19 protein-coding genes are annotated in these 20,889 nt (G+C 58.8%); 10 read left to right on the top strand and 9 right to left on the bottom strand.

Annotation, left to right across the window (positions count from 1 at the left end; all coding sequences use genetic code 11):
- Position 1: 1 nt before the first annotated feature.
- Genes coaE through AB6803_RS18755 form a run of 4 tightly spaced genes read right to left on the bottom strand, consistent with a single transcriptional unit; the run spans position 2 to position 2,934 of the window.
- A complete protein-coding gene (gene coaE / locus AB6803_RS18740) occupies positions 2-625 on the bottom strand; it encodes a dephospho-CoA kinase (protein WP_371110310.1) in 624 nt (207 codons plus the stop codon).
- Entirely contained in the window at positions 625-1,482 is an 858-nt protein-coding gene (locus tag AB6803_RS18745) for a shikimate dehydrogenase (RefSeq protein WP_371110311.1), read from the bottom strand. Before AB6803_RS18745 ends, coaE begins: the two co-directional genes overlap by 1 nt.
- Positions 1,475-2,074: a Maf-like protein gene (locus tag AB6803_RS18750; protein ID WP_371110312.1), complete on the bottom strand. Its 600-nt coding sequence runs from the start codon at positions 2,072-2,074 to the stop codon at positions 1,475-1,477. Before AB6803_RS18750 ends, AB6803_RS18745 begins: the two co-directional genes overlap by 8 nt.
- 38 nt (positions 2,075-2,112) lie before the next feature.
- Positions 2,113-2,934 carry a pyruvate, water dikinase regulatory protein gene (locus AB6803_RS18755; protein WP_007698683.1) on the bottom strand — a complete coding sequence of 274 codons (822 nt, stop codon included), beginning with the start codon at positions 2,932-2,934 and terminating at the stop codon, positions 2,113-2,115.
- 394 nt (positions 2,935-3,328) lie between these two features.
- Between AB6803_RS18755 and hemE the strand changes: the two genes are divergently transcribed.
- The 8 genes from hemE to AB6803_RS18795 all read left to right on the top strand — a co-directional run bounded on the left by hemE (position 3,329) and on the right by AB6803_RS18795 (position 12,392).
- Positions 3,329-4,369 (top strand): uroporphyrinogen decarboxylase, encoded by a 1,041-nt coding sequence (gene hemE, locus AB6803_RS18760; protein WP_371110530.1) that lies wholly within the window; start codon positions 3,329-3,331, stop codon positions 4,367-4,369.
- Between the two features lie 4 nt (positions 4,370-4,373).
- A complete protein-coding gene (gene hemJ, locus AB6803_RS18765; RefSeq protein WP_371110313.1) occupies positions 4,374-4,928 on the top strand; it encodes a protoporphyrinogen oxidase HemJ in 555 nt (184 codons plus the stop codon).
- 197 nt (positions 4,929-5,125) lie between these two features.
- Positions 5,126-6,391, top strand: a complete 1,266-nt coding sequence (rho, locus tag AB6803_RS18770; RefSeq protein ID WP_371110314.1) for a transcription termination factor Rho — start codon at positions 5,126-5,128, stop codon at positions 6,389-6,391.
- 291 nt (positions 6,392-6,682) lie between these two features.
- The gene (gene mnmE, locus AB6803_RS18775) at positions 6,683-8,017 is read left to right on the top strand and encodes a tRNA uridine-5-carboxymethylaminomethyl(34) synthesis GTPase MnmE (protein ID WP_371110315.1); all 1,335 of its coding nucleotides are present in this window, start codon (positions 6,683-6,685) and stop codon (positions 8,015-8,017) included.
- 110 nt (positions 8,018-8,127) lie between these two features.
- Positions 8,128-10,008 carry a tRNA uridine-5-carboxymethylaminomethyl(34) synthesis enzyme MnmG gene (mnmG, locus tag AB6803_RS18780; protein WP_371110316.1) on the top strand — a complete coding sequence of 627 codons (1,881 nt, stop codon included), beginning with the start codon at positions 8,128-8,130 and terminating at the stop codon, positions 10,006-10,008.
- A 33-nt stretch (positions 10,009-10,041) separates the two neighbouring features.
- Positions 10,042-10,659: a 16S rRNA (guanine(527)-N(7))-methyltransferase RsmG gene (rsmG, locus tag AB6803_RS18785; protein ID WP_371110317.1), complete on the top strand. Its 618-nt coding sequence runs from the start codon at positions 10,042-10,044 to the stop codon at positions 10,657-10,659.
- Between the two features lie 20 nt (positions 10,660-10,679).
- Positions 10,680-11,477: a ParA family protein gene (locus AB6803_RS18790; RefSeq protein ID WP_153369430.1), complete on the top strand. Its 798-nt coding sequence runs from the start codon at positions 10,680-10,682 to the stop codon at positions 11,475-11,477.
- Positions 11,478-11,507: 30 nt separating this feature from the next.
- Complete coding sequence (locus tag AB6803_RS18795; RefSeq protein WP_371110318.1) at positions 11,508-12,392, top strand: ParB/RepB/Spo0J family partition protein; 885 nt, start codon at positions 11,508-11,510, stop codon at positions 12,390-12,392.
- Between the two features lie 119 nt (positions 12,393-12,511).
- On the opposite strand, the gene holA is transcribed toward AB6803_RS18795, so the two are convergent.
- From holA to leuS, 3 genes are read right to left on the bottom strand one after another with little or no spacing between them, the layout of a single operon-like run.
- Positions 12,512-13,549, bottom strand: a complete 1,038-nt coding sequence (holA, locus tag AB6803_RS18800; RefSeq protein ID WP_371110319.1) for a DNA polymerase III subunit delta — start codon at positions 13,547-13,549, stop codon at positions 12,512-12,514.
- A 14-nt stretch (positions 13,550-13,563) separates the two neighbouring features.
- On the bottom strand, positions 13,564-14,085 hold the full coding sequence (gene lptE, locus AB6803_RS18805) for an LPS assembly lipoprotein LptE (RefSeq protein ID WP_371110320.1): 522 nt from the start codon (positions 14,083-14,085) through the stop codon (positions 13,564-13,566).
- Positions 14,075-16,705 (bottom strand): leucine--tRNA ligase, encoded by a 2,631-nt coding sequence (gene leuS / locus AB6803_RS18810; RefSeq protein WP_371110321.1) that lies wholly within the window; start codon positions 16,703-16,705, stop codon positions 14,075-14,077. The genes lptE and leuS overlap by 11 nt, the downstream gene beginning before the upstream one ends.
- A 200-nt stretch (positions 16,706-16,905) precedes the next feature.
- Between leuS and AB6803_RS18815 the strand changes: the two genes are divergently transcribed.
- Positions 16,906-17,565, top strand: coding sequence for a YggS family pyridoxal phosphate-dependent enzyme (locus AB6803_RS18815; protein WP_371110322.1), 660 nt, complete (start codon positions 16,906-16,908; stop codon positions 17,563-17,565).
- A 73-nt stretch (positions 17,566-17,638) separates the two neighbouring features.
- Here the strand turns inward: AB6803_RS18815 and AB6803_RS18820 are convergent, their stop codons facing one another.
- The gene (locus AB6803_RS18820; protein ID WP_007698715.1) at positions 17,639-18,343 is read right to left on the bottom strand and encodes a DUF1013 domain-containing protein; all 705 of its coding nucleotides are present in this window, start codon (positions 18,341-18,343) and stop codon (positions 17,639-17,641) included.
- A 222-nt stretch (positions 18,344-18,565) separates the two neighbouring features.
- On the opposite strand from AB6803_RS18820, the gene acs reads away from it, so the two are divergent.
- On the top strand, positions 18,566-20,524 hold the full coding sequence (gene acs / locus AB6803_RS18825) for an acetate--CoA ligase (RefSeq protein WP_371110323.1): 1,959 nt from the start codon (positions 18,566-18,568) through the stop codon (positions 20,522-20,524).
- 96 nt (positions 20,525-20,620) lie between these two features.
- Here the strand turns inward: acs and AB6803_RS18830 are convergent, their stop codons facing one another.
- A complete protein-coding gene (locus AB6803_RS18830; protein WP_371110324.1) occupies positions 20,621-20,848 on the bottom strand; it encodes a DUF1674 domain-containing protein in 228 nt (75 codons plus the stop codon).
- Positions 20,849-20,889 lie beyond the last annotated feature (41 nt).

Below are 20,889 nucleotides of genomic sequence, written 5' to 3' on the forward strand. Positions count from 1 at the left end.
GTCAGGGCTCTCCGCCTGTGGGTCCGCCGTCCGCCGATTGGCGCCGGAGGTCCGCTATGATGTCTCTTATCTGCTCCCGCGTCGTGTCGATGCTGTGGCTGGTATCGATGATGTAATCGGCCCGAGCCCGCTTCTCCGCATCCGGCGTCTGGCGGGAGAGAATCATATTGAATCTTTCCTCCGTCATGCCCGGCCGGGCAAGCACTCTTTCTCTTTGAAGCTGTGGATCGCAGCTGACGACGACGATCCTATCGACCCTTTTGTCCGCGCCTGTCTCGAACAGAAGCGGAATATCCAGCACGACGATATCGGCGCCGGCAGTGCGCTGCTGATCCAGAAATATCCGCTCGCGCTCACGCACCAGCGGATGAACGATCGCTTCCAGACGCTTGAAACCGGAGGGATCGAGCCCCAATTGCCGGCCAAGCTCCTGCCGGTCGACGGTTCCGTTCTTCGTCGTCCCTGGAAAAGCGGCCTCGATCAAAGGAACCGCTTCTCCGTTATCGCTATAAAGATCATGCACCACCGCATCGGCATCGTTGACAGTGATACCGGCCTCGGCAAACAGCTTGCCCGAGGTCGATTTTCCCATGCCGATCGAACCGGTGAGGCCAACGCGTATCATCAGTGCTTATCCATATCGACGATAATCAGAGCGCGCAGCACTTCGTCGACCACGGGGCGCTTGCCGAACCATTTTTCAAAACCCGGCACCGCCTGATGCAGCAGCATGCCGAGGCCGTCGACAGTCGCGAAGCCCTGTTCTTCCGCCTGGGCCAGCAGCGGGGTTTTCAACGGCACATAGACGATGTCGGTAACCACGGCATTTTCAGCGAGCGGCGAAAAATCGATTGTCGGGGCAACTTCGTTTTCCATGCCGAGCGAGGTCGTGTTGACGAAAAGACCGGCGCCTCGCATCACCTCGCCCAGCGCTGCCATCGGATGGGCATGGACATGCGCGCCAAAACGATCGGACAGTTCTTGTGCCCGCTCGACGGTGCGGTTGACCACATGGATCTCGTTGACGCCACGGTCGCGTACCGCCTGGATGACGGCACGGCTGGCACCGCCGGCACCGAGGATCACCGCCCGGTCAGTCCGATCCCAGCCCGGATGACGCTCGTCGAGATTGGCCGCAAAACCACGGCCATCCGTGTTGGTCGCGTGCAGCAGCCCCTCTTCAAGCCAGAGCGTGTTCGATGCGCCAAGTTCCTCGGACAATTCATCCGGCCGATCCGCCAGCTTGAAGGCGATCTCCTTGTGCGGGATCGTCACATTGCCGCCGACGAAGCCACTGGATCGATCTTCCAAGGCTGCGATGAAAGCCGGAAAATCATCCGGCCTCACTTCGACAGCGCGATAGCTGCCACCAAGATCAAGCGTGCGCAACCAATGGCCGTGGATCAGCGGGGAGCGCGAATGCTTGACCGGATAGCCGGTGACGAAGGCGTTCGGCCCATGTGTTTCACGTGAATCACCCATCGATGGCTCCCAATTCGCGAAGTTTTTTCAGGAGTGGCAGCATCGGTAATCCCAGAATAGTGAAATAATCACCGTCGATTTTGGAGAAGAGCTGGATCCCCTCGCCCTCGAGCTGATAGGCGCCGACGCTCGAAAATGCCTTGTCGCCGACGCGGGTCAGATGACGATGGATGAAGTCGGCCGAGAGATCACGCACCGTCAATTCGGCGTGGGACACATGCTCCCAGATGATATCGCCGTTCAGCGCCAGCGCGATGCCGCTGTTCAGGCGGTGGGTCTTGCCGGACAGGCTCTGCAGATGGCTCTCCGCCTCTGCCATCGTCTTCGGCTTGTGGAAGACCTGGCTGCCGAGCGACATGGTCTGATCCGAGCCGATGACAAGCGATCCCGGAAAACGGTCGCTTACCTCTTTCGCCTTGGCCTTGGCCAGCACCAGCGCCACGGCGTCGGGCCTAGCGCCATCCCGCTCCAAAGGCGCCTCGATTGTACGCTCGTCGATATCAGCCGCGATCGCCTGGAAATGCAGGCCGGCATTTTCCATCAGCATCCGCCGGAACGGACTGGAAGAGGCGAGGATGAGCGGCATTGTCATGATCGGACGAACCCTGGAAATAGAATGCTATTCAGCGCTTAGCGCAGCTTCGGTCGCAGGGCAACAATGGCGGCCGCCGTCTCTTCTATCGAGCGGCGCGTGACATCAATGATCGGCCAGTTATGCCGGGCGCAGAGCGACCTGGCATATTTCAGCTCTTCGGAGATGGTGGCGCGATCGGTGTAGCCGCCTCGATCGAAGCCGGTGGTCGCCCCGAGAATGCGGTTTTCGCGCACTTGCGATATCCGGTCGGTGGTTGCCACCAGCCCGACGATCAGCGGCCTGGTGGCCTGGATGAGGCTTTCGGGCAAAGGCACGCCGGCGATGATCGGGATGTTGGCGGTCTTGATCCCCCTGTTAGCCAGATAGATGCTGGTCGGGGTCTTTGATGTCCGGCTAATGCCGATAATCACGACATCGGCGTCATTATAGTCATCCTGCATCTGCCCGTCATCGTGATCCATGGTGAAGTTCAGGGCTTCGATGCGGGCGAAATAATCGGCGTTCATGACATGCTGGGCGCCGACTCGGCGGCGCGAGGCCGTGCCGAGATAGGTCTGGAAGACGTTCATTACCGGTTCAAGCACATTGACACAGGGTACGCCCATCTCCCGGCAGCGCTCGTCGATGAAATCGGCAAGCTCGCGATCGACGATCGTATAGAGGACAATGCCGGGACTGTGGTCGATGGCTTCGAGAACCGGCAGCAGCTGCTTACGATTCCGAATCAGTGGGTAGACATGCTCAATCGGCTGGCTGGCATGGAATTGAACGGATGCAGCACGCCCGGCGGAGATCAGAGTCTCGCCGGTTGAGTCAGAAATCAGATGAAGATGAAAGAAGCTTGTCCGGTTTTCCACGCTACTTTCCATCACCTGTTGATATCTTGGGAGAGAAGAGAGGTACGGGAACCGCCCCGTCGGGGGCAAGTGGAAAACCTCCGACTTTTCCACATTTCGGTTTTTCGGGAGGGCTTTCATCCGGGCTTGTGGGTAATGTGGATAATCTATTTTAGGCATCAGGTTTGCCCAGTTTATCCCCAGACAGGATCGAAACGGAATCTGCGCCAAGCACTTAGAAAGATTGATCTAACGTTTTTCTTTTCCACATATCCCGAACGGAGACCGATCTTTTTGCAAAGCCGCCGGTGGATGCGCGACAAATTGGATCAGCCGTGGATAGATTTTAATCCTTGATAGTCACAGACTCTAAGAAATAGAAACCTAAGATATATCTTTGTTTTTATATGGGATGATGACTGTGAACAGTGCGAGCCGGAAGATTTTAAGGGTACTCAGCGGGGAAACGCTGACCCCTCCCCCCATCTGGCTGATGCGTCAGGCGGGACGCTATCTCCCGGAATATCGTGAAACCAGAGCGAAGGCTGGAAGCTTTCTAGATCTCTGTTACAGCCCGGAGCATGCGGTCGAAGTGACGATGCAGCCGATCCGGCGTTATGGCTTTGATGCAGCCATCATGTTTTCGGATATCCTGGTGATCCCTGACGGGCTGAACCGCAATGTCCGTTACACCGAGGGGCATGGCCCCCAAATGGATCCGATCGATGAGGCGGGCATTTTCGCATTGAAAGCGGAAGGTGTGGTTGAATATCTCGCTCCGGTCATGGAAACCCTGCGGCGGCTGCGCGCAGAGCTGCCGGATGAGACGACACTTCTCGGTTTCTGCGGGGCACCCTGGACGGTCGCGACCTACATGATTGCTGGCCACGGCACGCCGGACCAGGCCCCTGCCCGACTTTTTGCCTATCGTCATCCGAAGGCATTCGAACATCTGCTGATGCTGCTTGCCGATATCTCGGCCGCCTATCTCGTGGCGCAGATCGATGCCGGCGCCGATGCGGTGCAGATTTTCGATTCCTGGGCGGGCGTGCTCGGCGAAAGGGAATTCGAAGCCTTCGCCGTCAAGCCGGTGGCAAGGATCATCGCTTCGGTGAAGGCGCAGCGGCCGGAGGCGCGGATCATCGCTTTCGCCAAGGGTGCCGGTTATCAGCTGAAGACCTATCGGCAGAAGACGAGTGCAGATGCGATCGGTCTCGACTGGTCCGTGCCGCTCGCCTTTGCCAAGGAATTGCAGCGCGAAGGACCGGTGCAGGGTAATCTCGATCCGATGCGTGTCGTTGCCGGAGGCAAGGCGCTGGAGGATGGCATTGACGAAATCCTGGAGCAACTGGGTCAAGGTCCGCTGATTTTCAATCTCGGCCACGGCATTACGCCGCAAGCCGATCCGGCCAATGTCACGGCACTGGTGGAGCGCGTGCGAGGATGGAAGGGCTGAGGCCATGAGCGAGCAACCGACGGAAAAGCAGACGGATGCTTCGGCTGGCGCCCGCGCCAGCCGACGGTCCTATTTCATGATCCTGCTGTTCGTGGCGCTGGCGATCGGCCTGTTCGCCTGGCATCCTGCCGACCTCTACCTCTGGGTCAAGGCGCTGCATATCATCTCGGTGATCTCATGGATGGCGGGGTTGCTCTATTTGCCGAGGCTGTTCGTCTATCACACCGATGCCGAGCCCGGTTCGCAGCAATCCGAAACCTTCAAGGTGATGGAGCGCAGGCTTCTGAAGGGCATCATGACGCCGGCGATGATGCTGACCTGGATCTTCGGGCTCTATCTCGCCTGGTCGGTCTATGATTTTCAAGGCGGATGGCTGCATGCCAAGATCGGGCTTGTGGTGCTGCTGACGGGCGTTCACATGTATCTCAGCCGTTCGGTACGGGCCTTTGCCCGCGATGATAACCGCTATTCGGCCCGTCATTGGCGGCTCGTCAACGAAGGCCCGACGTTGTTGATGATTGTGATCGTCATTCTGGCGGTGGTGAAGCCGTTCGCATGAAACTGATAGGATCGGGCGTTGAAGTTAAATTTTCTTCATTTCGCCGGCCCCCCTTGCGGGGCGCTGACTGAATCGCTATTTTCCCGCCATCTCTTCTTCGTGGCATGTATCAGTTCTATCGCCCGCGACATCCCCCATCGCGGCTCTGAATACGACCAACATTGCCTTTCCCCTTCTAAAATAGAGTAATTCCCTTCATGGCTGAAATGAAGCTTCAAGAACTTAAGAACAAATCCCCGACCGATCTTCTGGCTTTTGCTGAATCGCTCGAGGTCGAAAACGCCAGCACGATGCGCAAACAGGAACTGATGTTTGCGATCCTGAAGGAACTCGCCAGCCAGGATGTTGAAATTATCGGTGAAGGCGTTGTCGAGGTTTTGCAGGATGGCTTCGGTTTCCTGCGTTCCGCCAATGCCAACTATCTTCCGGGTCCGGACGATATCTATATTTCGCCGTCGCAGATCCGCCGCTTCTCGCTGAAGACAGGCGATACTGTCGAGGGACCGATCCGTGGACCGAAGGAAGGCGAGCGCTATTTCGCGCTGCTGAAGGTCAACACAATCAATTTCGACGATCCAGAAAAGATCCGTCACAAGGTCCACTTCGACAATCTGACGCCGCTCTATCCGAACGAGCGCTTCCGTATGGAGCTCGACGTTCCCACCACCAAGGATTTGTCGTCGCGCGTCATCGATCTCGTCGCGCCGCTCGGCAAGGGCCAGCGCGGATTGATCGTGGCGCCGCCGCGCACCGGTAAGACCGTCCTGCTGCAGAACATCGCTCATTCGATCACTGCTAACCATCCTGATTGCTATCTGATCGTTCTTCTGATCGACGAACGTCCCGAAGAAGTGACCGATATGCAGCGCTCGGTGCGCGGCGAAGTCGTCTCCTCGACCTTCGACGAACCGGCTGTGCGCCACGTTCAGGTCGCCGAGATGGTCATCGAGAAGGCCAAGCGCCTTGTCGAACACGGACGCGACGTTGTCATCCTGCTCGATTCGATCACGCGCCTTGGTCGTGCCTACAACACCGTCGTTCCCTCGTCTGGCAAGGTCCTGACGGGCGGCGTCGACGCCAACGCGTTGCAGCGCCCGAAGCGCTTCTTCGGCGCGGCCCGTAATATCGAAGAAGGCGGTTCGCTGACGATCATTGCCACCGCGCTGATCGATACCGGCAGCCGTATGGACGAAGTCATCTTCGAAGAATTCAAGGGCACCGGTAACTCGGAAATCGTCCTGGACCGCAAGGTCGCCGATAAGCGTATCTTCCCGGCGATGGACATCCTCAAGTCCGGCACGCGTAAGGAAGACCTGCTGGTGCCGCGCCAGGATCTGCAGAAGATCTTCGTCCTGCGCCGTATCCTCGCGCCGATGGGCACGACCGACGCGATCGAATTCCTGATCGACAAGCTGAAGCAGACGAAGAACAATCCGGATTTCTTCGACTCGATGAACACCTAATCTTGAATCGGATTGGCCGTCACTTATGGGTGACGGAGGCTGAGATAATACGGATCGGGTCGCGCTTGCGGCCCGATTTCGTTTATAATCTTCGGAGCATGCACTGAGATCGAGTTGGTGTTGGTAGTTTTGCTCGCGCAACGAATGCTTCGGCTACGGGATATTCTTTGCTTTCGTGATCCATATATCGTGGAACATCAAACGGCTTTGAGTTAGCCCGACGGAAGCCTGATCAGATTGGATGATAGTTAGAAATCGACCCTTTGCTGATAAGGCCAGGAATCGATTCGGATGCGGATCAATTGGATGAATGCAATCGGCGATACGATCTTTGCGCTTTCTAGCGGTGCTCTTCCGGCCGGTGTCGCGGTGGTGCGGATTAGCGGTCCGGAAGCGCTTGCCGCAGTAGCAGCGCTGGCCGGTACTTTACCGAAGCCGCGACAGGCGACTTTGAAAACGATTCGGACTCGTAACGGTTTAACGATCGACCAGGGACTGGTTTTGGTTTTCCCGGCGCCGGCCTCGTTTACAGGCGAAGACTGTGCGGAAATCCAGGTTCACGGTGGCAAAGCCGTTGTTGCCGCTCTTCTGGACGAACTATCCAATATCGAGGGTTGCCGCCTGGCCGAGCATGGCGAATTCTCGCGCCGAGCCATGGAAAACGGCAAGATGGATCTTGTCGAGGTTGAAGGTCTCGCCGATCTCATCGCCGCCGAGACGGAAATGCAGCGCCGTTTGGCGGTAGAGCACGCCGCCGGTGGTCTCTCCAAGCTGTACGAAGGATGGGCCGATCGCCTGACGCGGGCTCGTGCTCTGATCGAGGCGGAGCTGGACTTCGCTGATGAGGACGATGTGCCAGGTTCTGTGTCCGATATGGTTTGGGACGATATGGCGAAGCTGCGCGCGGAACTCTCAGCGCATCTCGCCGGCGCCGGCTTCGGCGAGATCGTGCGAGACGGTTTGAAAGTCGTTATTGCCGGCGCACCCAACGCCGGCAAATCCAGCCTAATGAATGCGTTGGCGCGTCGCGAAGTGGCGATCGTCACCGATATCGCCGGCACGACGCGCGATGTTCTGCATGTCGATCTCAATATCGAGGGCTATGCTGTTCGGCTCTACGATACCGCCGGATTGCGGGAAACCGAGGAAGTTATCGAACGCGAAGGGATCAAGCGTGCATTAAGAACGGCGGCGGAAGCCGATGTCATACTCTCCCTCGCCGAGATCGGCACTGAGGCGCAGACCGATTTTCTTGGTTTTGGCGGCCGGATTTTTCGTATCGGAACCAAAGCGGATATTCATCAGGCGGCGGGAAAGGGATATGATCTGTGCATTTCCTCGAGCACCGGTGCTGGTCTGGCGGAACTGCATCAGCTATTGGTCGAAGATCTCCAAGAGCGCTCTGCTTCTCTATCATTGGCGCTGCCAAGTCGCTTGCGGCATCGGACATTGTTGGCCGAAAGCTTGGAGGCTTTGACCCGAGCGGTCAATGCCATCTCTGCAGGATTGGATATACGTGCGGAAGATCTTCGCCAGGCCGGGCATAGTCTCGGTCGGATCACCGGAAGGGTCGATGTCGAGGATCTTCTCGATGTGATCTTCTCGGAATTCTGCATCGGCAAATGATTCACGTGAAACACGACTCATGAGATAGGTCGTTCAAAACGTTTCACGTGAAACCTTCTTGACTCCTGAAATTGGTGTGCCAAACAGACGGCACCACTGAGGGCTAGGCAATGCTCGAGACTATATATGATGTGATCGTCGTTGGCGGCGGACATGCGGGCAGTGAAGCTGCGGCCGCAGCCGCGCGGCTGGGCGCGAGGACGGCGCTGGTCACCCACAAGCGCGATACGATCGGCGTGATGTCCTGTAATCCGGCGATCGGCGGCCTCGGCAAGGGTCACCTTGTTCGGGAAATCGACGCACTCGATGGCTTGATGGGCCGCGTGGCGGACGCTGGTGGCATTCAGTTCCGAATGCTGAACCGGAAAAAAGGCCCGGCGGTTCGTGGTCCGCGCACGCAGGCCGACCGCAAGCTTTATCGTCTCGCCATGCAGGCCGAGATCGGCGCGATTGAAAATCTCGACATTATTGAGGGCGATGCCTTTGATCTGACCATCAGCGACGGCCGCGTCTCCGCTGTGGTTCTGAAGGATGGCTGGACTATTCGCTGCGGCGCCGTTGTTCTGACGACGGGCACCTTTCTGCGCGGTCTGATCCATATTGGCGACAGGAAAATTCCTGCTGGCCGCGTCGGCGAAGAACCCTCCGTGGGTCTGTCGGGGACACTGGCGCGCTATGGGCTTGCGCTGGCTCGTCTGAAAACCGGAACACCCGCGCGCCTTGATGGATCGACGATCGACTGGAATGCGGTTGGACGCCAGGGCGCCGACGATGAACCGGTGCCCTTCTCTTTCATGACCGATCGTATCGTGAATCCGCAGATCGAATGCGGCGTGACGCGGACGACGCCGGCGACGCATAAGATCATCGCCGATAATCTCATGCGTTCGGCGATGTATTCCGGGCAGATCGAGGGTGTTGGACCGCGCTACTGTCCGTCGATAGAAGACAAGATCGTCAAGTTCGGCGAGCGTGACGGCCATCAGATCTTTCTCGAGCCGGAAGGGCTTGACGATACGACGGTCTATCCCAACGGCATATCGACCTCCCTCCCCGAGGACGTCCAGGATGCCTTTATCAGGACCATTCCGGGTCTGGAACGAGTTCGTATCCTGCAATGCGGTTATGCTATCGAATATGATCACGTCGATCCGCGCGAATTGAAACCGTCGCTGGAAGTGATGAAGATCCCCGGTCTTTTCCTGGCAGGGCAGATCAATGGTACCACCGGCTATGAAGAAGCAGGCGCGCAAGGGCTAATTGCCGGTCTCAACGCAGCGCGATTGGCTGCGGGCGGCGACGCGATCCAGCTTAGCCGAACCGAATCCTATATCGGTGTGATGATTGACGATCTCACTTCGCGTGGGGTCGCCGAGCCTTATAGGATGTTCACCTCGCGCGCGGAATATCGGTTGTCTCTTCGCGCCGATAATGCCGATGTTCGCTTGACGCCGCTTGGCTTGACCATTGGCTGTGTCGGCAATGCCCGAGCTGCACGGTTCGGCGATTACATGGAAAAACTTGAATGGGCGCGGGCTCAGTTAAAGGCATTGAGTGTCACGCCGAGCGAGGCCGAGAAGTCTGGGCTGCATCTGAATAAGGATGGCCAGCGCCGGACGGCCTATGATCTTCTGTCCTATCCGGAGCACTCGATCGACTCGCTGTCCAGTCTCTGGCCGGAATTGCGCTCAATTGATCGGCGGGTGGTCGAGGCGGTCGAAATCGAGGCGGCTTATGCGGTTTATATGGATCGCCAGACCTCGGATATCGTTCAGGTTCGGCGGGAGGAAGAGCGGCTTATCCCTCAGGATTTCGATTTCTCCGTTCTGTCAGGCCTGTCGAACGAGCTAAAGCAGAAGCTCGCCAAGGCGCGGCCGAAGAATATCGCTCAGGCGTCGCGGATCGATGGGATGACGCCTGCGGCGATATCACTGCTGCTCGCGCATCTGCGGAAGTTGACGATGGTGGAAGAGCGGAAGCTTGTTTCTTGATATCAAGGCATTGCAAGGTGTGAGAGTCCTGCCATGGAATTAAACGGTGTGCGTGTTTCACGTGAAACACAGGGGCGGCTGCAGCACTTTGCCGAGCTCTTTCAGAAGTGGGCGAAGACCATCAATCTGGTCGCTCCATCTACCATCGATGATCTTTGGCGCCGGCACATTGCCGATAGCGCGCAGATCTTTCAGCTTCATCCAGAGCCGGCGCACTGGGTGGATCTTGGAAGCGGCGGCGGTTTCCCAGGCATCATCACCGCGATTCTCTTGGCTGAGCAGAAGGACGGGCATGTCGATCTGGTGGAAAGCAACCAAAAAAAAGCAGCGTTTCTACGGGTTTGCCTTCGAGAATGCGAAGCGCGCGGTGCCGTTCATGCGGTGCGCATAGAGGAAGCGCCAAAGGTCATTGCCGATTGCGATGCAATCTCGGCGCGGGCGCTTGCCGAGCTGGATATGCTGCTGGATTACGCGGCGCCATGGGTCGAGCGCAATGAAAACCTGCGCTTGCTGCTGCATAAAGGCCGGGATTACGAGCGCGAGGTCCAGAAAGCCCGTGGTCGTTGGGAGTTCGATCTGGTAAAACACAATAGTGTTGTCGAGAGCGATTCCGTAATCTTGGAGTTAATGCGCCCTCGTCGTCGAATTTAACCATGATGGATATGCGGCAAATGATCGGCGAGCGAAACCGGATTATTACTATCGCAAACCAAAAGGGTGGTGTTGGCAAGACAACCACCGCGATCAATCTGGCCACGGCTCTGGCCGCTATTGGCGAGCGTGTCCTGATTGTCGATCTCGATCCGCAGGGAAATGCCAGCACGGGCCTCGGCATCGACCGTCGCGACCGAAAAGTGTCTTCCTACGATCTTCTGGTGGGTACGCATACGATCCTGGATACGGTCCAGGAGACGGCTGTGCCAAACCTTTTCATTGTCCCCTCGACGATGGATCTGCTTGGTATCGAAATGGAGATCGCACAGCAGCCTGATCGTGTTTTCCGGCTGCGTCGGGCTCTGAATGGAGCCGGTGCGACCGCCTTCTCTTATATTCTGGTGGATTGCCCGCCTTCGTTCAACCTGTTGACCATGAACGCCATGGCGGCGGCACATTCGGTGCTGGTGCCGCTGCAGTGCGAATTCTTTGCGCTGGAAGGCCTCAGCCAGCTTTTGGAAACGGTCGATCAGGTGCGCCGCACCGTCAATCCGTCCCTGGATATTCAGGGGATTGTGTTGACGATGTTCGATTCCCGTAACAATCTGGCGCAGCAGGTCGTCAATGACGTACGGACGCATTTGGGTGAAAAAGTCTACCATACGTTGATTCCGCGCAACGTCCGCGTGTCCGAGGCGCCTTCCTATGGCAAGCCGGCGATCCTTTACGATTTGAAATGCGCCGGCAGCCAGGCCTATCTGCAACTGGCGTCGGAAGTTATCCAGCGGGAGCGGCAGCGGAAGGCGGCCGCCTGATAGTGTGTTTGTTCTGGAGTGAGTATTGCGATGAATGATGATCTTTCGAAACGGCGCCTCGGGCGCGGTCTGGCGGCTCTTATCGGAGAGATGGATCAGCCGACGCCCGTGGAGGCCGGCAGGCCGGGCGTAAACCCGGATCGCATGGTGCCGATCGAATTCATCAGCCGCAATCCGAAGAATCCACGCCGCTATTTCGATGAAAGCGAGCTGCACGACCTCGCCAGCTCGATCCGCCAACACGGTATCGTGCAGCCGGTCGTCGTGCGTACGGTCTCTGCCGATCGCTATGAGATCATCGCGGGTGAAAGACGCTGGCGTGCGGCGCAACTGGCTGGTTTGATTGAGATTCCGGTCATTGTTCGCGATGTTGACGATAAGACGGCGCTGGAAATTGCCATCGTCGAAAACGTTCAGCGCGCCGACCTCAATCCGCTGGAAGAGGCGCTGGGCTACGAGCAGCTGATTGCCGAACACGGCTATACGCAGAACGATCTCGGCGAAATCATCGGCAAGAGCCGCAGCCATGTTGCAAACTCTCTGCGCCTGCTGAAACTGCCGGATACGGTTCGCGACATGCTCGCCGGTGGCAGCCTTTCGGCCGGTCATGCTCGCGCGCTGGTCTCGACCTCCGACCCCGCGACGCTTGCTCGCACGATCGTCTCCAAGGGCATGTCAGTGCGCGATGCCGAGCGGTTGGCGCAGAACGATATCAAGGCCCAGAACGATCCCCGGCCCGCTAGCTCCCGCAAGGATGACAAGGATTCGGATACGCTGGCGCTGGAACGCACCCTCTCCGACACGCTCGGGCTTGATGTCGCGATCAACCATCGCGGCAATGGCGGCCAGGTGAAGATTTCCTATAAGACCCTGGAACAGCTGGAAGAAATTTGCCGGTTGCTTGAGCGGCGCTGAGTTGTTTCCTGTGAAACACCAGAGCATCGTGCTTTCAGGCATTGTTGCCTGAAAGCGAAATAGATATTTTAAATCAATATGTTAGCGAAGTCTTCGCGCCTTCAGATGAAGGCGGCGCTCTAGCCCTTCCGGGCCGATTGTAGCGTAGTCGCCAGCAATGTCTGCGTGGCGATCGTATCTTCCAGGCTGGCGCGTTGTCTGGTCTGCAGGATGGCTGACTGCAAACGGTTCATTTCACGGGCGATTGCCGGCGCCGTCCAGCTCCGGAGCGCCTGCTCGATGATGGGCTTGCGGCGGAAATGCAGATGCCGGCCGAGTGTCTGCATGACTTGCGCCGGCGGCACGCGTTTTTCGTCCATCTCGATTCGCATGACGTCCAAAAGCTGAAACTGCCTCAGACAGCCCTGCAGCACCAGAAACATCGACGTCTTGGAGGCTGCGATCTTCTGCATCGCATGCAGAAAAGCATCCGAATCGCCCTTCAGGATGGCATCGACAGCGTCGTCCGCGGAAATGGCGCTGGCGTCACCGATGATATCGGCGACATGACCTTCCTCGATCGTTCCCTCCCCGCGGCAATAGAGTGCCAGCTTGCGGACTTCGTTGCGCGACGCGATGCGGTCGCCCCCCAAAAGTTCGAGCAGCATTTGTCGCGCAGCGGGTGAAATACGCAAATTTTCGCTGGCAAGCTCGGTGTCGATCAGGCTGTTCAGCGCGCGGCCGTCATCGGCATAGCAGGGGATGGTCGCAATCTTTCGGGATGCTTCCGCGACCTTGCGCAGGCCGGATCCCTTCTTGAGATCGCCTGCCTCGATAATGACGAAGCTGGCGTCGGGAGGATTTTCGGCGATGACCTGCAGCGAATCGACCAACGCCTTTTCGTTGGCCGCGCCGCGAATCCAGACCAGCTTTTCACCGCCAAACAGGCCGATGGCGTTGACCTCGTCGAGCAATCGGCCGGCATCGTTCTGGAGATCACCGACATCGAGTTTGATCAGCGAAAAAGGGTCCTTCAGGTCGACGCCGGTGTTGCCGGCCACCTGTCCTGCCCGCTCGGAGACAAGGCCGCGATCCGGGCCATAGATGACGAAAAGGCGGTAATTGCGCGCGGCAGTTTGAAGAAATCCGTCAAACTCGTGGGATTTGATCTCCGACATACCGCGCGCTCAGATCAGCGGCTGAGTGCGCCGCCGATATCGGCGGCGACCATCTCGGCAACTTCACGCGCGGCGCGGTCTTCCGAATCGCGAATGGCGCGCTGCTTGGCGAACTCCTCGGTCGGGAAATCCACCAGCGAGGTGACCGAGCGACTGCCGGATTTCAGCACCTTGCCGTCGCTGGCATTCTTCAGCGTGAAGGAAGCAGTAACCGTGGTGCGGCCGGCGCCTGAAGTACCCGAGGACGGCAGGTAAATGACGCCTCCTGTTCCAGAGCTGACGCTCAGATCGACCGTATATTTCGGCGTCTTTGTCTCGCCAGCGCCGCGGCCGGCGATGAAGATCAGCTGATTGCGAACTTGCTGGCCGACACGCGAGCTGGCGTCGGAGAAGGAAACCTCGGCAAGCTTCTGGGTGACACCCGTGCTTACGGCATAAAGCGGCCGAACCTGGCAAGAGGACAAGAGACCCGCAACGGCAATCACAGACGCAACGCCAGCAAGGCGGGCGAGTTTGAAGAGCTTATCAGACGACAATGTTTACGATCCTCTGTGGAACGACGATGATCTTCTTTGGCGCCTGACCATTCAATGCGCTTGTGACGGCATCCAAGGCGAGTACGGCCTGCTGCACGGCATTCTGATCCGCATCGCGCGCAATTGTCAATTCGGCGCGCTTCTTGCCATTGACCTGCACCGGATAGACGATTTCGTTCTCGACAACGAGCGCTTCGTCGTAAATAGGCCAGGGGCTCATGGCGACGAGATGCGTGTTGCCGAGCGCCGTCGAGCATTCCTCCGCCAGATGCGGTGTGATCGGCGCGACTAGCGCGATGAGGATCTCGACCGCTTCGCGAACCGCAGCCCGGTAGCCAGCATCGGCCCCGCCGGCGGCAACCTTGGCCAGCGATGCTGCCAGGGCGTTGACGAATTCGTAAATGCGTGCGACCGCTTTGTTGAAGGCGAGCTTGTCATAGTCGGCCTGGACGGCCTTCAGCGTGCGGTGGGCGATCTGGGAAATTGCCAGGGCATCGCCTTCTCTTGCTGGAGCCGAAACAACGGCTTTCAGCTCGTCGGCGGCTTCCGACACCAGGCGCCACATACGTTGTGTGAAGCGATGCGCGCCTTCGACACCGGCCTCCGACCAGATGACGTCACGGTCGGGCGGCGAATCGGAAAGCACGAAGAAGCGGGCGGTATCGGCGCCGTAGGAGGCGATGATATCGTCCGGATCGACGACGTTCTTCTTCGACTTCGACATCTTCTCGATGGCGCCGATGGCGATATCCTCACCGGTCGACAGCAAGGTCGCACGGCGCTGGCCGTCGGTTTCCTCAATGCGGATATCGGCCGGCGATACCCATTCACGCGTCAGGCCATTGCCGCGGCTATAGGTCTCGTGAACCACCATGCCCTGCGTGAACAGGCCCTTGAAGGGCTCCCTGGCGTCGACATGGCCGGTCTCGCGCATAGCGCGGGTGAAGAAGCGTGAATAGAGCAGATGCAGGATCGCATGCTCGATACCGCCGATATACTGATCGACTGGCAGCCAGTGATCGGCGGCAGCCTTGTCTGTGGGATCATCGGCCCAGGGGACGGTGAAGCGGGTGTAGTACCAGCTCGAATCGACGAAAGTGTCCATTGTGTCGGTTTCGCGACGGGCATCCTTGCCGCATTGCGGGCAGGCGACATGCCGCCAGGTCGGATGACGGTCGAGCGGATTGCCCGGCAGATCGAAGGTGACGTCGTCCGGCAGCTTGACCGGCAGGTCTTGCTTCGGCACCGGCAGGACACCGCAATCGTCACAATGGATGACCGGGATCGGGCAGCCCCAATAGCGCTGACGGGAGATGCCCCAGTCGCGCAGGCGGAAATTCACCTTGCGTTCGGCCTGCGGCACATTGCCGAGGCTTACCGCCGACAGCTTCGTCGCCACCGTCTCAAACGCTTCCTCCGGGCTCATGCCGTCGAGGAACCGCGAATTGATCATCACGCCGTCGCCGTCATAGGCGACATCGCCGATGGCAAAGCTTGCGGCGTCGCCGTCTCTGGGCATGACGACGGGAATGACCGGCAGGTCATATTTGCGCGCGAAATCCAGGTCGCGCTGGTCGCCGGAGGGGCAGCCGAAGATGGCGCCCGTGCCGTAGTCCATCAGCACGAAGTTGGCGACATAGACCGGCAGTTCCCAGGACGGATCGAGCGGATGGCGGACGCGGATACCCGTGTCCATGCCCTTCTTCTCGGCGGTCTCCAATGCGGCGAGCGAAGTGCCGGCGCGGCGGCATTCCTCGCAGAAGGCGTCGATATCGGGATTGAGGGCCGAGGCTTCCCTGGCCAGCGGGTGGTCCGCCGAAATTGCCAGGAAGGATGCGCCAAACAGCGTGTCCGGGCGCGTCGTATAGACGGCGATCTCGCGATCGGCGTTTGGCGAGGTCTCGGGCACGATTTCCCAACGAATCGTCAGGCCTTCGGAACGACCGATCCAGTTCTTCTGCATCAGCCGTACTTTTTCCGGCCAATGGTCGAGCGTATCCAGCGCGTCCAGCAGTTCCTGGCTGAAATCGGTGATCTTGAAGAACCACTGCGTCAGCTCGCGCTGCTCGACCAGCGCGCCGGAACGCCAGCCGCGGCCGTCGATGACCTGCTCATTGGCAAGCACGGTGTTGTCGACCGGATCCCAGTTGACCTTGGATTTCTTGCGATAGATCAGGCCCTTCTGCATCATGTCGATGAAGAGCATCTGCTGGCGATGATAATATTCGACATCGCAGGTGGCGAATTCGCGGCTCCAGTCCAGCGACAGGCCCATGGCCTTCAGCTGCGCCTTCATCGAGGCGATGTTCCGGTAGGTCCACTCTTTCGGATGCACCTTGTTGTCACGCGCGGCGTTTTCCGCCGGCATGCCGAAAGCGTCCCAGCCCATGGGGTGCAGGACATTGTAGCCGCGGGCACGCTTGTAGCGGGCGACGACGTCGCCCATGGCATAGTTGCGCACATGGCCCATATGGATGCGGCCCGACGGATAAGGGAACATCTCTAGGACGTAATATTTCTCGCGCGGATCGGCGTTGTCGGTGAGAAAGACGTTCTCATCGTTCCATTTCTGCTGCCAGCGGGGCTCGGCATCACGCGGATTATAACGTTCGGTAGCCATCTGTTCTTGTATTCCGGAAAATCATGGGGAGTTGGTCGTGACCTTCATCACGAAACCAACCAAGCGTCAAGTTTAGCAGGCACGGCAAGTGCTTTATCTTGCAATGCAAAGCCGGATTCTGCGGCATTCGCCCTTGGCAAAGGCCGCTTGCCTCATTACTGCAAAGTCTTGGGAATAGGCAGATATATCGAGGCGAAAAGATGGAACTTCAAGAGCGGTTGAACGAGGTTCGTTCCCATATCGCGGCGGCGGAACATCAGGCCGGCCGGCCTGGCGGCGCCGTGCAGCTCGTTGCTGTCTCCAAGACCTTCGATGCCGACGCGATCCGCCCGGCGATATCGGCCGGCCAGCGCGTGTTCGGCGAAAACCGTGTGCAGGAAAGCCAGGGCAAATGGCCCGAGCTGAAGGCTGAGACGCCCGGGATCGAGCTGCATCTGATCGGGCCGCTGCAATCGAACAAGGCGGCCGATGCCGTGGCGTTGTTCGACGTCATCGAGACGGTCGACCGGGAAAAGATCGCCCGCGCGCTTGCCGATGAAATCAAGCGGCAGGGCAAGGCGATCAGGCTTTACGTCCAGGTCAATACCGGGCTGGAGCCGCAGAAGGCCGGGATTGCGCCCGACGATACCGTCGCCTTCGTCAATCTCTGCCGCAATGCGCTTGGGCTTTCGATCGAGGGATTGATGTGCATCCCGCCGGCGGACGAGAATCCGGGGCCGCATTTCGCGCTTCTCGCCAAGCTTGCGAGAAAGGCCGGCGTCGAAAAACTCTCGATGGGCATGTCGAGCGATTACGAGATCGCGGTTGCCTTCGGTGCGACGAGTGTCCGCGTCGGTTCGGCGATTTTCGGGGCGCGATAGTTTCCGGTCACCCTCAAAAAATAAAGCCCCGGTCGGGAAACCAGGGCTTTGAAAACATGCGATCGGTTGCGTCTCAGTACTGATCGTCGTCGTCGTCCGGTGTCGTGGACTTTAGCGACTTCAGCTTGGCGAAGACGGCGTCGGCGTCGATTTCCTTTTCCTTGGGCTCATCGCGCTCGTAGCTGAAGCCGAGCTTCTCGGTCTCCTGCGCGGGCTGCAGCGTCGCGCCGAGTTCGGCGGCGGTCGGCAGCGGACGGCCCTTGGCGGCCTTTTCGACTTCCATGTCGAGGTCGATCTGGCTGCAGAGGCCGAGCGTGACCGGATCCATCGGGGCCAGGTTCGTCGAGTTCCAGTGCGTACGGTCGCGGATCTGCTCGATGGTCGACTTGGTGGTGCCGACCAGGCGGGAAATCTGTGCGTCCTTCAGTTCCGGATGGTTGCGCACCAGCCAGAGAATAGCGTTCGGGCGATCCTGGCGCTTGGAAACCGGCGTGTAGCGCGGGCCACGGCGCTTGGATTCCGGCACACGGACCTTCGGCTCGGAAATCTTCAGCTTATGGTTCGGATTGCCTTCGGCGCGAGCGATTTCATCGCGCGACAGCTGACCGGTGGCGATCGGGTCGAGGCCCTTGATGCCCTGGGCGGCTTCGCCATCGGCAATGGCCTTCACTTCGAGCGGATGCAGCTTGCAGAACTGCGCGATCTGGTCGAATGACAAGGCTGTATTGTCCACAAGCCAGATGGCCGTTGCCTTCGGCATGAGCAATTGTTGAGCCATAGATATAGTCCTTCTGTCAGTCCGCGCCGGTGTCGCGGTCCGGGGTGTAACACCTTATTGTCCGGGAAATATGGCCCTATATAACCGCAGCGTTGGGGAATTGCAATTCTTTGCACCGGATTTGATCTTTGTCTAATTGCTGCCACCACTTGACCTGCTATTGATTGCGCAAATGGGTGCCCATAATCTCGACAGAGGGTGCCATGATTTGAGGAGGACACGATGTCGGAAAAGATTCATCCGGTGACGAAACCGGTCAAGGCGCGGGCGCTGATCGACGAGGCAAAATATCAGAAATGGTACAGGCAGAGCGTCGAGGATCCTGACAAGTTCTGGGGCAAGCATGGCAAGCGGATCGATTGGTTCAAGCCCTATACCAAGGTCAAGAACACCTCGTTTACCGGCAAGGTCTCGATCAAATGGTTTGAGGATGGGCTGACCAACGTCTCTTATAATTGCATCGACCGTCACCTGAAGAAGCATGGCGATCGCGTTGCCTTCATCTGGGAAGGTGATAACCCCTATATCAACAAGAAGATCACCTATAACGAGCTTTACGAGCATGTTTGCCGGTTGGCGAATGTCCTGAAGAAGTACGGCGTCAAGAAGGGCGACCGCGTCACCATCTATATGCCGATGATCCCAGAGGCGGCCTATGCGATGCTGGCCTGCGCCCGCATCGGCGCGGTGCATTCCGTCGTCTTTGGCGGTTTCTCGCCGGAAGCGCTGGGCGGCCGCATCGTCGATTGCGAATCAACTTTCGTCATCACCTGCGATGAAGGTGTTCGCGGTGGCAAGTCCATTCCGCTGAAGGAAAACACCGACAAGGCGATTGAGATCGCCGCCAAGCAGAAAGTTGCGGTCAAGAATGTCCTCGTGGTCCGCCGCACCGGCGGTAAGGTCGCCTGGGAGGCCGGCCGCGACCTTTGGTATCACGAGGAAACCGCCAAGGTGAAAGCGGATTGTCCGCCGGCGAAGATGAAGGCGGAAGATCCGCTCTTCATCCTCTACACCTCAGGCTCGACTGGCAAGCCGAAGGGCGTGCTGCACACGACAGGCGGCTATCTCGTCTATGCGGCGATGACGCATGAATACACCTTCGATTATCATCCAGGCGACATCTACTGGTGCACGGCCGATGTCGGCTGGGTCACCGGCCATTCCTATATCGTCTATGGTCCACTGGCGAATGCCGCGACCTCGCTGATGTTCGAGGGCGTGCCGAACTACCCCGATCAGGGCCGTTTCTGGGATATCATCGACAAGCATAAGGTCAATATCTTCTACACGGCACCGACGGCGATCCGCTCGCTGATGGGCGCGGGCGATCATTTCGTCAAGCGTTCGTCCCGCTCCAGTCTGCGCCTACTCGGCACCGTCGGCGAGCCGATCAATCCGGAGGCCTGGGAATGGTACTATAAGGTGGTCGGCGACAGCCGCAGCCCGATCGTCGATACCTGGTGGCAGACAGAAACCGGCGGCCACATGATCACGCCGCTTCCGGGCGCGACGGATCTGAAGCCCGGTTCGGCCACCCTGCCCTTCTTCGGTGTCCAGCCGCAGCTGGTCGATAGCGAAGGCAAGGTGCTGGAAGGTGCAGCCGACGGCAATCTCGTCATCGCCGACAGCTGGCCTGGCCAGATGCGGACGGTCTATGGCGATCACGAGCGCTTCATCCAGACCTATTTTTCCACCTACAAGGGCAAGTACTTCACCGGCGATGGCTGCCGCCGCGACGAGGACGGCTATTACTGGATCACCGGCCGCGTCGACGACGTCCTCAACGTCTCCGGCCACCGGCTCGGCACGGCGGAAGTGGAATCGGCACTGGTCTCGCACAAGCATGTCTCGGAAGCGGCCGTCGTCGGCTATCCGCATTCGATCAAGGGTCAGGGCATCTATTGCTATGTGACGCTAATGGTCGGCCAGGAAGGCTCGGACGCGCTGCGGCAGGAGCTGGTGAAACACGTGCGCACCGAAATCGGCCCGATTGCCTCGCCGGACAAGATCCAGTTCACCCCCGGCCTGCCGAAAACCCGCTCCGGCAAGATCATGCGCCGCATCCTGCGCAAGATCGCCGAAGACGATTTTGGTGCGCTTGGCGATACCTCGACGCTGGCCGATCCGGCTGTTGTTGATGATCTGATTGCCAATCGGCAGAACAAGGCGGATGCGGCTTGATTTTGGGACGCATATTGGAGGTTTTATCTCGCCCGTCCCGGGCGAGATAGGCTCTGCATCTGCTACGCCGAACAAAACGGTCCGCACAGCGACTAATCAAAAATCGATCGTCCGCCCATTGATCTCCCAATCGCCGAAGCGCGAAGGGTCGGCGCCGCCGCGGCCGCCGATTTCAGGGGGGAGTTCGGCCTGCGCTTGTGCCTCCTGCGCCTTGCGGCGTTCCTCGGCCTCGACGAGTGCGCGCTTGGCGGCGGGCGAGAGCGGTTTGCGGGGCGCTTCGCCGGCTTCGATGTCGGTTTTATTGTCGTTATCTGCTGTCTGCATGGCTTGGTGCGGCCTGGAACTGTTGAAATAGCCGGGTGAAT

The sequence above is a fragment of the Rhizobium sp. RCC_161_2 genome (assembly GCF_041355235.1).
GTDB lineage: Bacteria > Pseudomonadota > Alphaproteobacteria > Rhizobiales > Rhizobiaceae > Rhizobium.

Excerpts from the sequence above, each read along its gene's own strand:
- coaE (WP_371110310.1), bottom strand. The coding sequence starts at position 625 with ATGATACGCGTTGGCCTCACCGGTTCGATCGGCATGGGAAAATCGACC.
- AB6803_RS18745 (WP_371110311.1), bottom strand. The coding sequence starts at position 1,482 with ATGGGTGATTCACGTGAAACACATGGGCCGAACGCCTTCGTCACCGGC.
- AB6803_RS18750 (WP_371110312.1), bottom strand. The coding sequence starts at position 2,074 with ATGACAATGCCGCTCATCCTCGCCTCTTCCAGTCCGTTCCGGCGGATG.
- hemE (WP_371110530.1), top strand. The coding sequence starts at position 3,329 with ATGACTGTGAACAGTGCGAGCCGGAAGATTTTAAGGGTACTCAGCGGG.
- hemJ (WP_371110313.1), top strand. The coding sequence starts at position 4,374 with ATGAGCGAGCAACCGACGGAAAAGCAGACGGATGCTTCGGCTGGCGCC.
- rho (WP_371110314.1), top strand. The coding sequence starts at position 5,126 with ATGGCTGAAATGAAGCTTCAAGAACTTAAGAACAAATCCCCGACCGAT.
- mnmE (WP_371110315.1), top strand. The coding sequence starts at position 6,683 with ATGCGGATCAATTGGATGAATGCAATCGGCGATACGATCTTTGCGCTT.
- mnmG (WP_371110316.1), top strand. The coding sequence starts at position 8,128 with ATGCTCGAGACTATATATGATGTGATCGTCGTTGGCGGCGGACATGCG.
- rsmG (WP_371110317.1), top strand. The coding sequence starts at position 10,042 with ATGGAATTAAACGGTGTGCGTGTTTCACGTGAAACACAGGGGCGGCTG.
- AB6803_RS18790 (WP_153369430.1), top strand. The coding sequence starts at position 10,680 with ATGATCGGCGAGCGAAACCGGATTATTACTATCGCAAACCAAAAGGGT.
- AB6803_RS18795 (WP_371110318.1), top strand. The coding sequence starts at position 11,508 with ATGAATGATGATCTTTCGAAACGGCGCCTCGGGCGCGGTCTGGCGGCT.
- holA (WP_371110319.1), bottom strand. The coding sequence starts at position 13,549 with ATGTCGGAGATCAAATCCCACGAGTTTGACGGATTTCTTCAAACTGCC.
- leuS (WP_371110321.1), bottom strand. The coding sequence starts at position 16,705 with ATGGCTACCGAACGTTATAATCCGCGTGATGCCGAGCCCCGCTGGCAG.
- AB6803_RS18815 (WP_371110322.1), top strand. The coding sequence starts at position 16,906 with ATGGAACTTCAAGAGCGGTTGAACGAGGTTCGTTCCCATATCGCGGCG.
- AB6803_RS18820 (WP_007698715.1), bottom strand. The coding sequence starts at position 18,343 with ATGGCTCAACAATTGCTCATGCCGAAGGCAACGGCCATCTGGCTTGTG.
- acs (WP_371110323.1), top strand. The coding sequence starts at position 18,566 with ATGTCGGAAAAGATTCATCCGGTGACGAAACCGGTCAAGGCGCGGGCG.
- AB6803_RS18830 (WP_371110324.1), bottom strand. The coding sequence starts at position 20,848 with ATGCAGACAGCAGATAACGACAATAAAACCGACATCGAAGCCGGCGAA.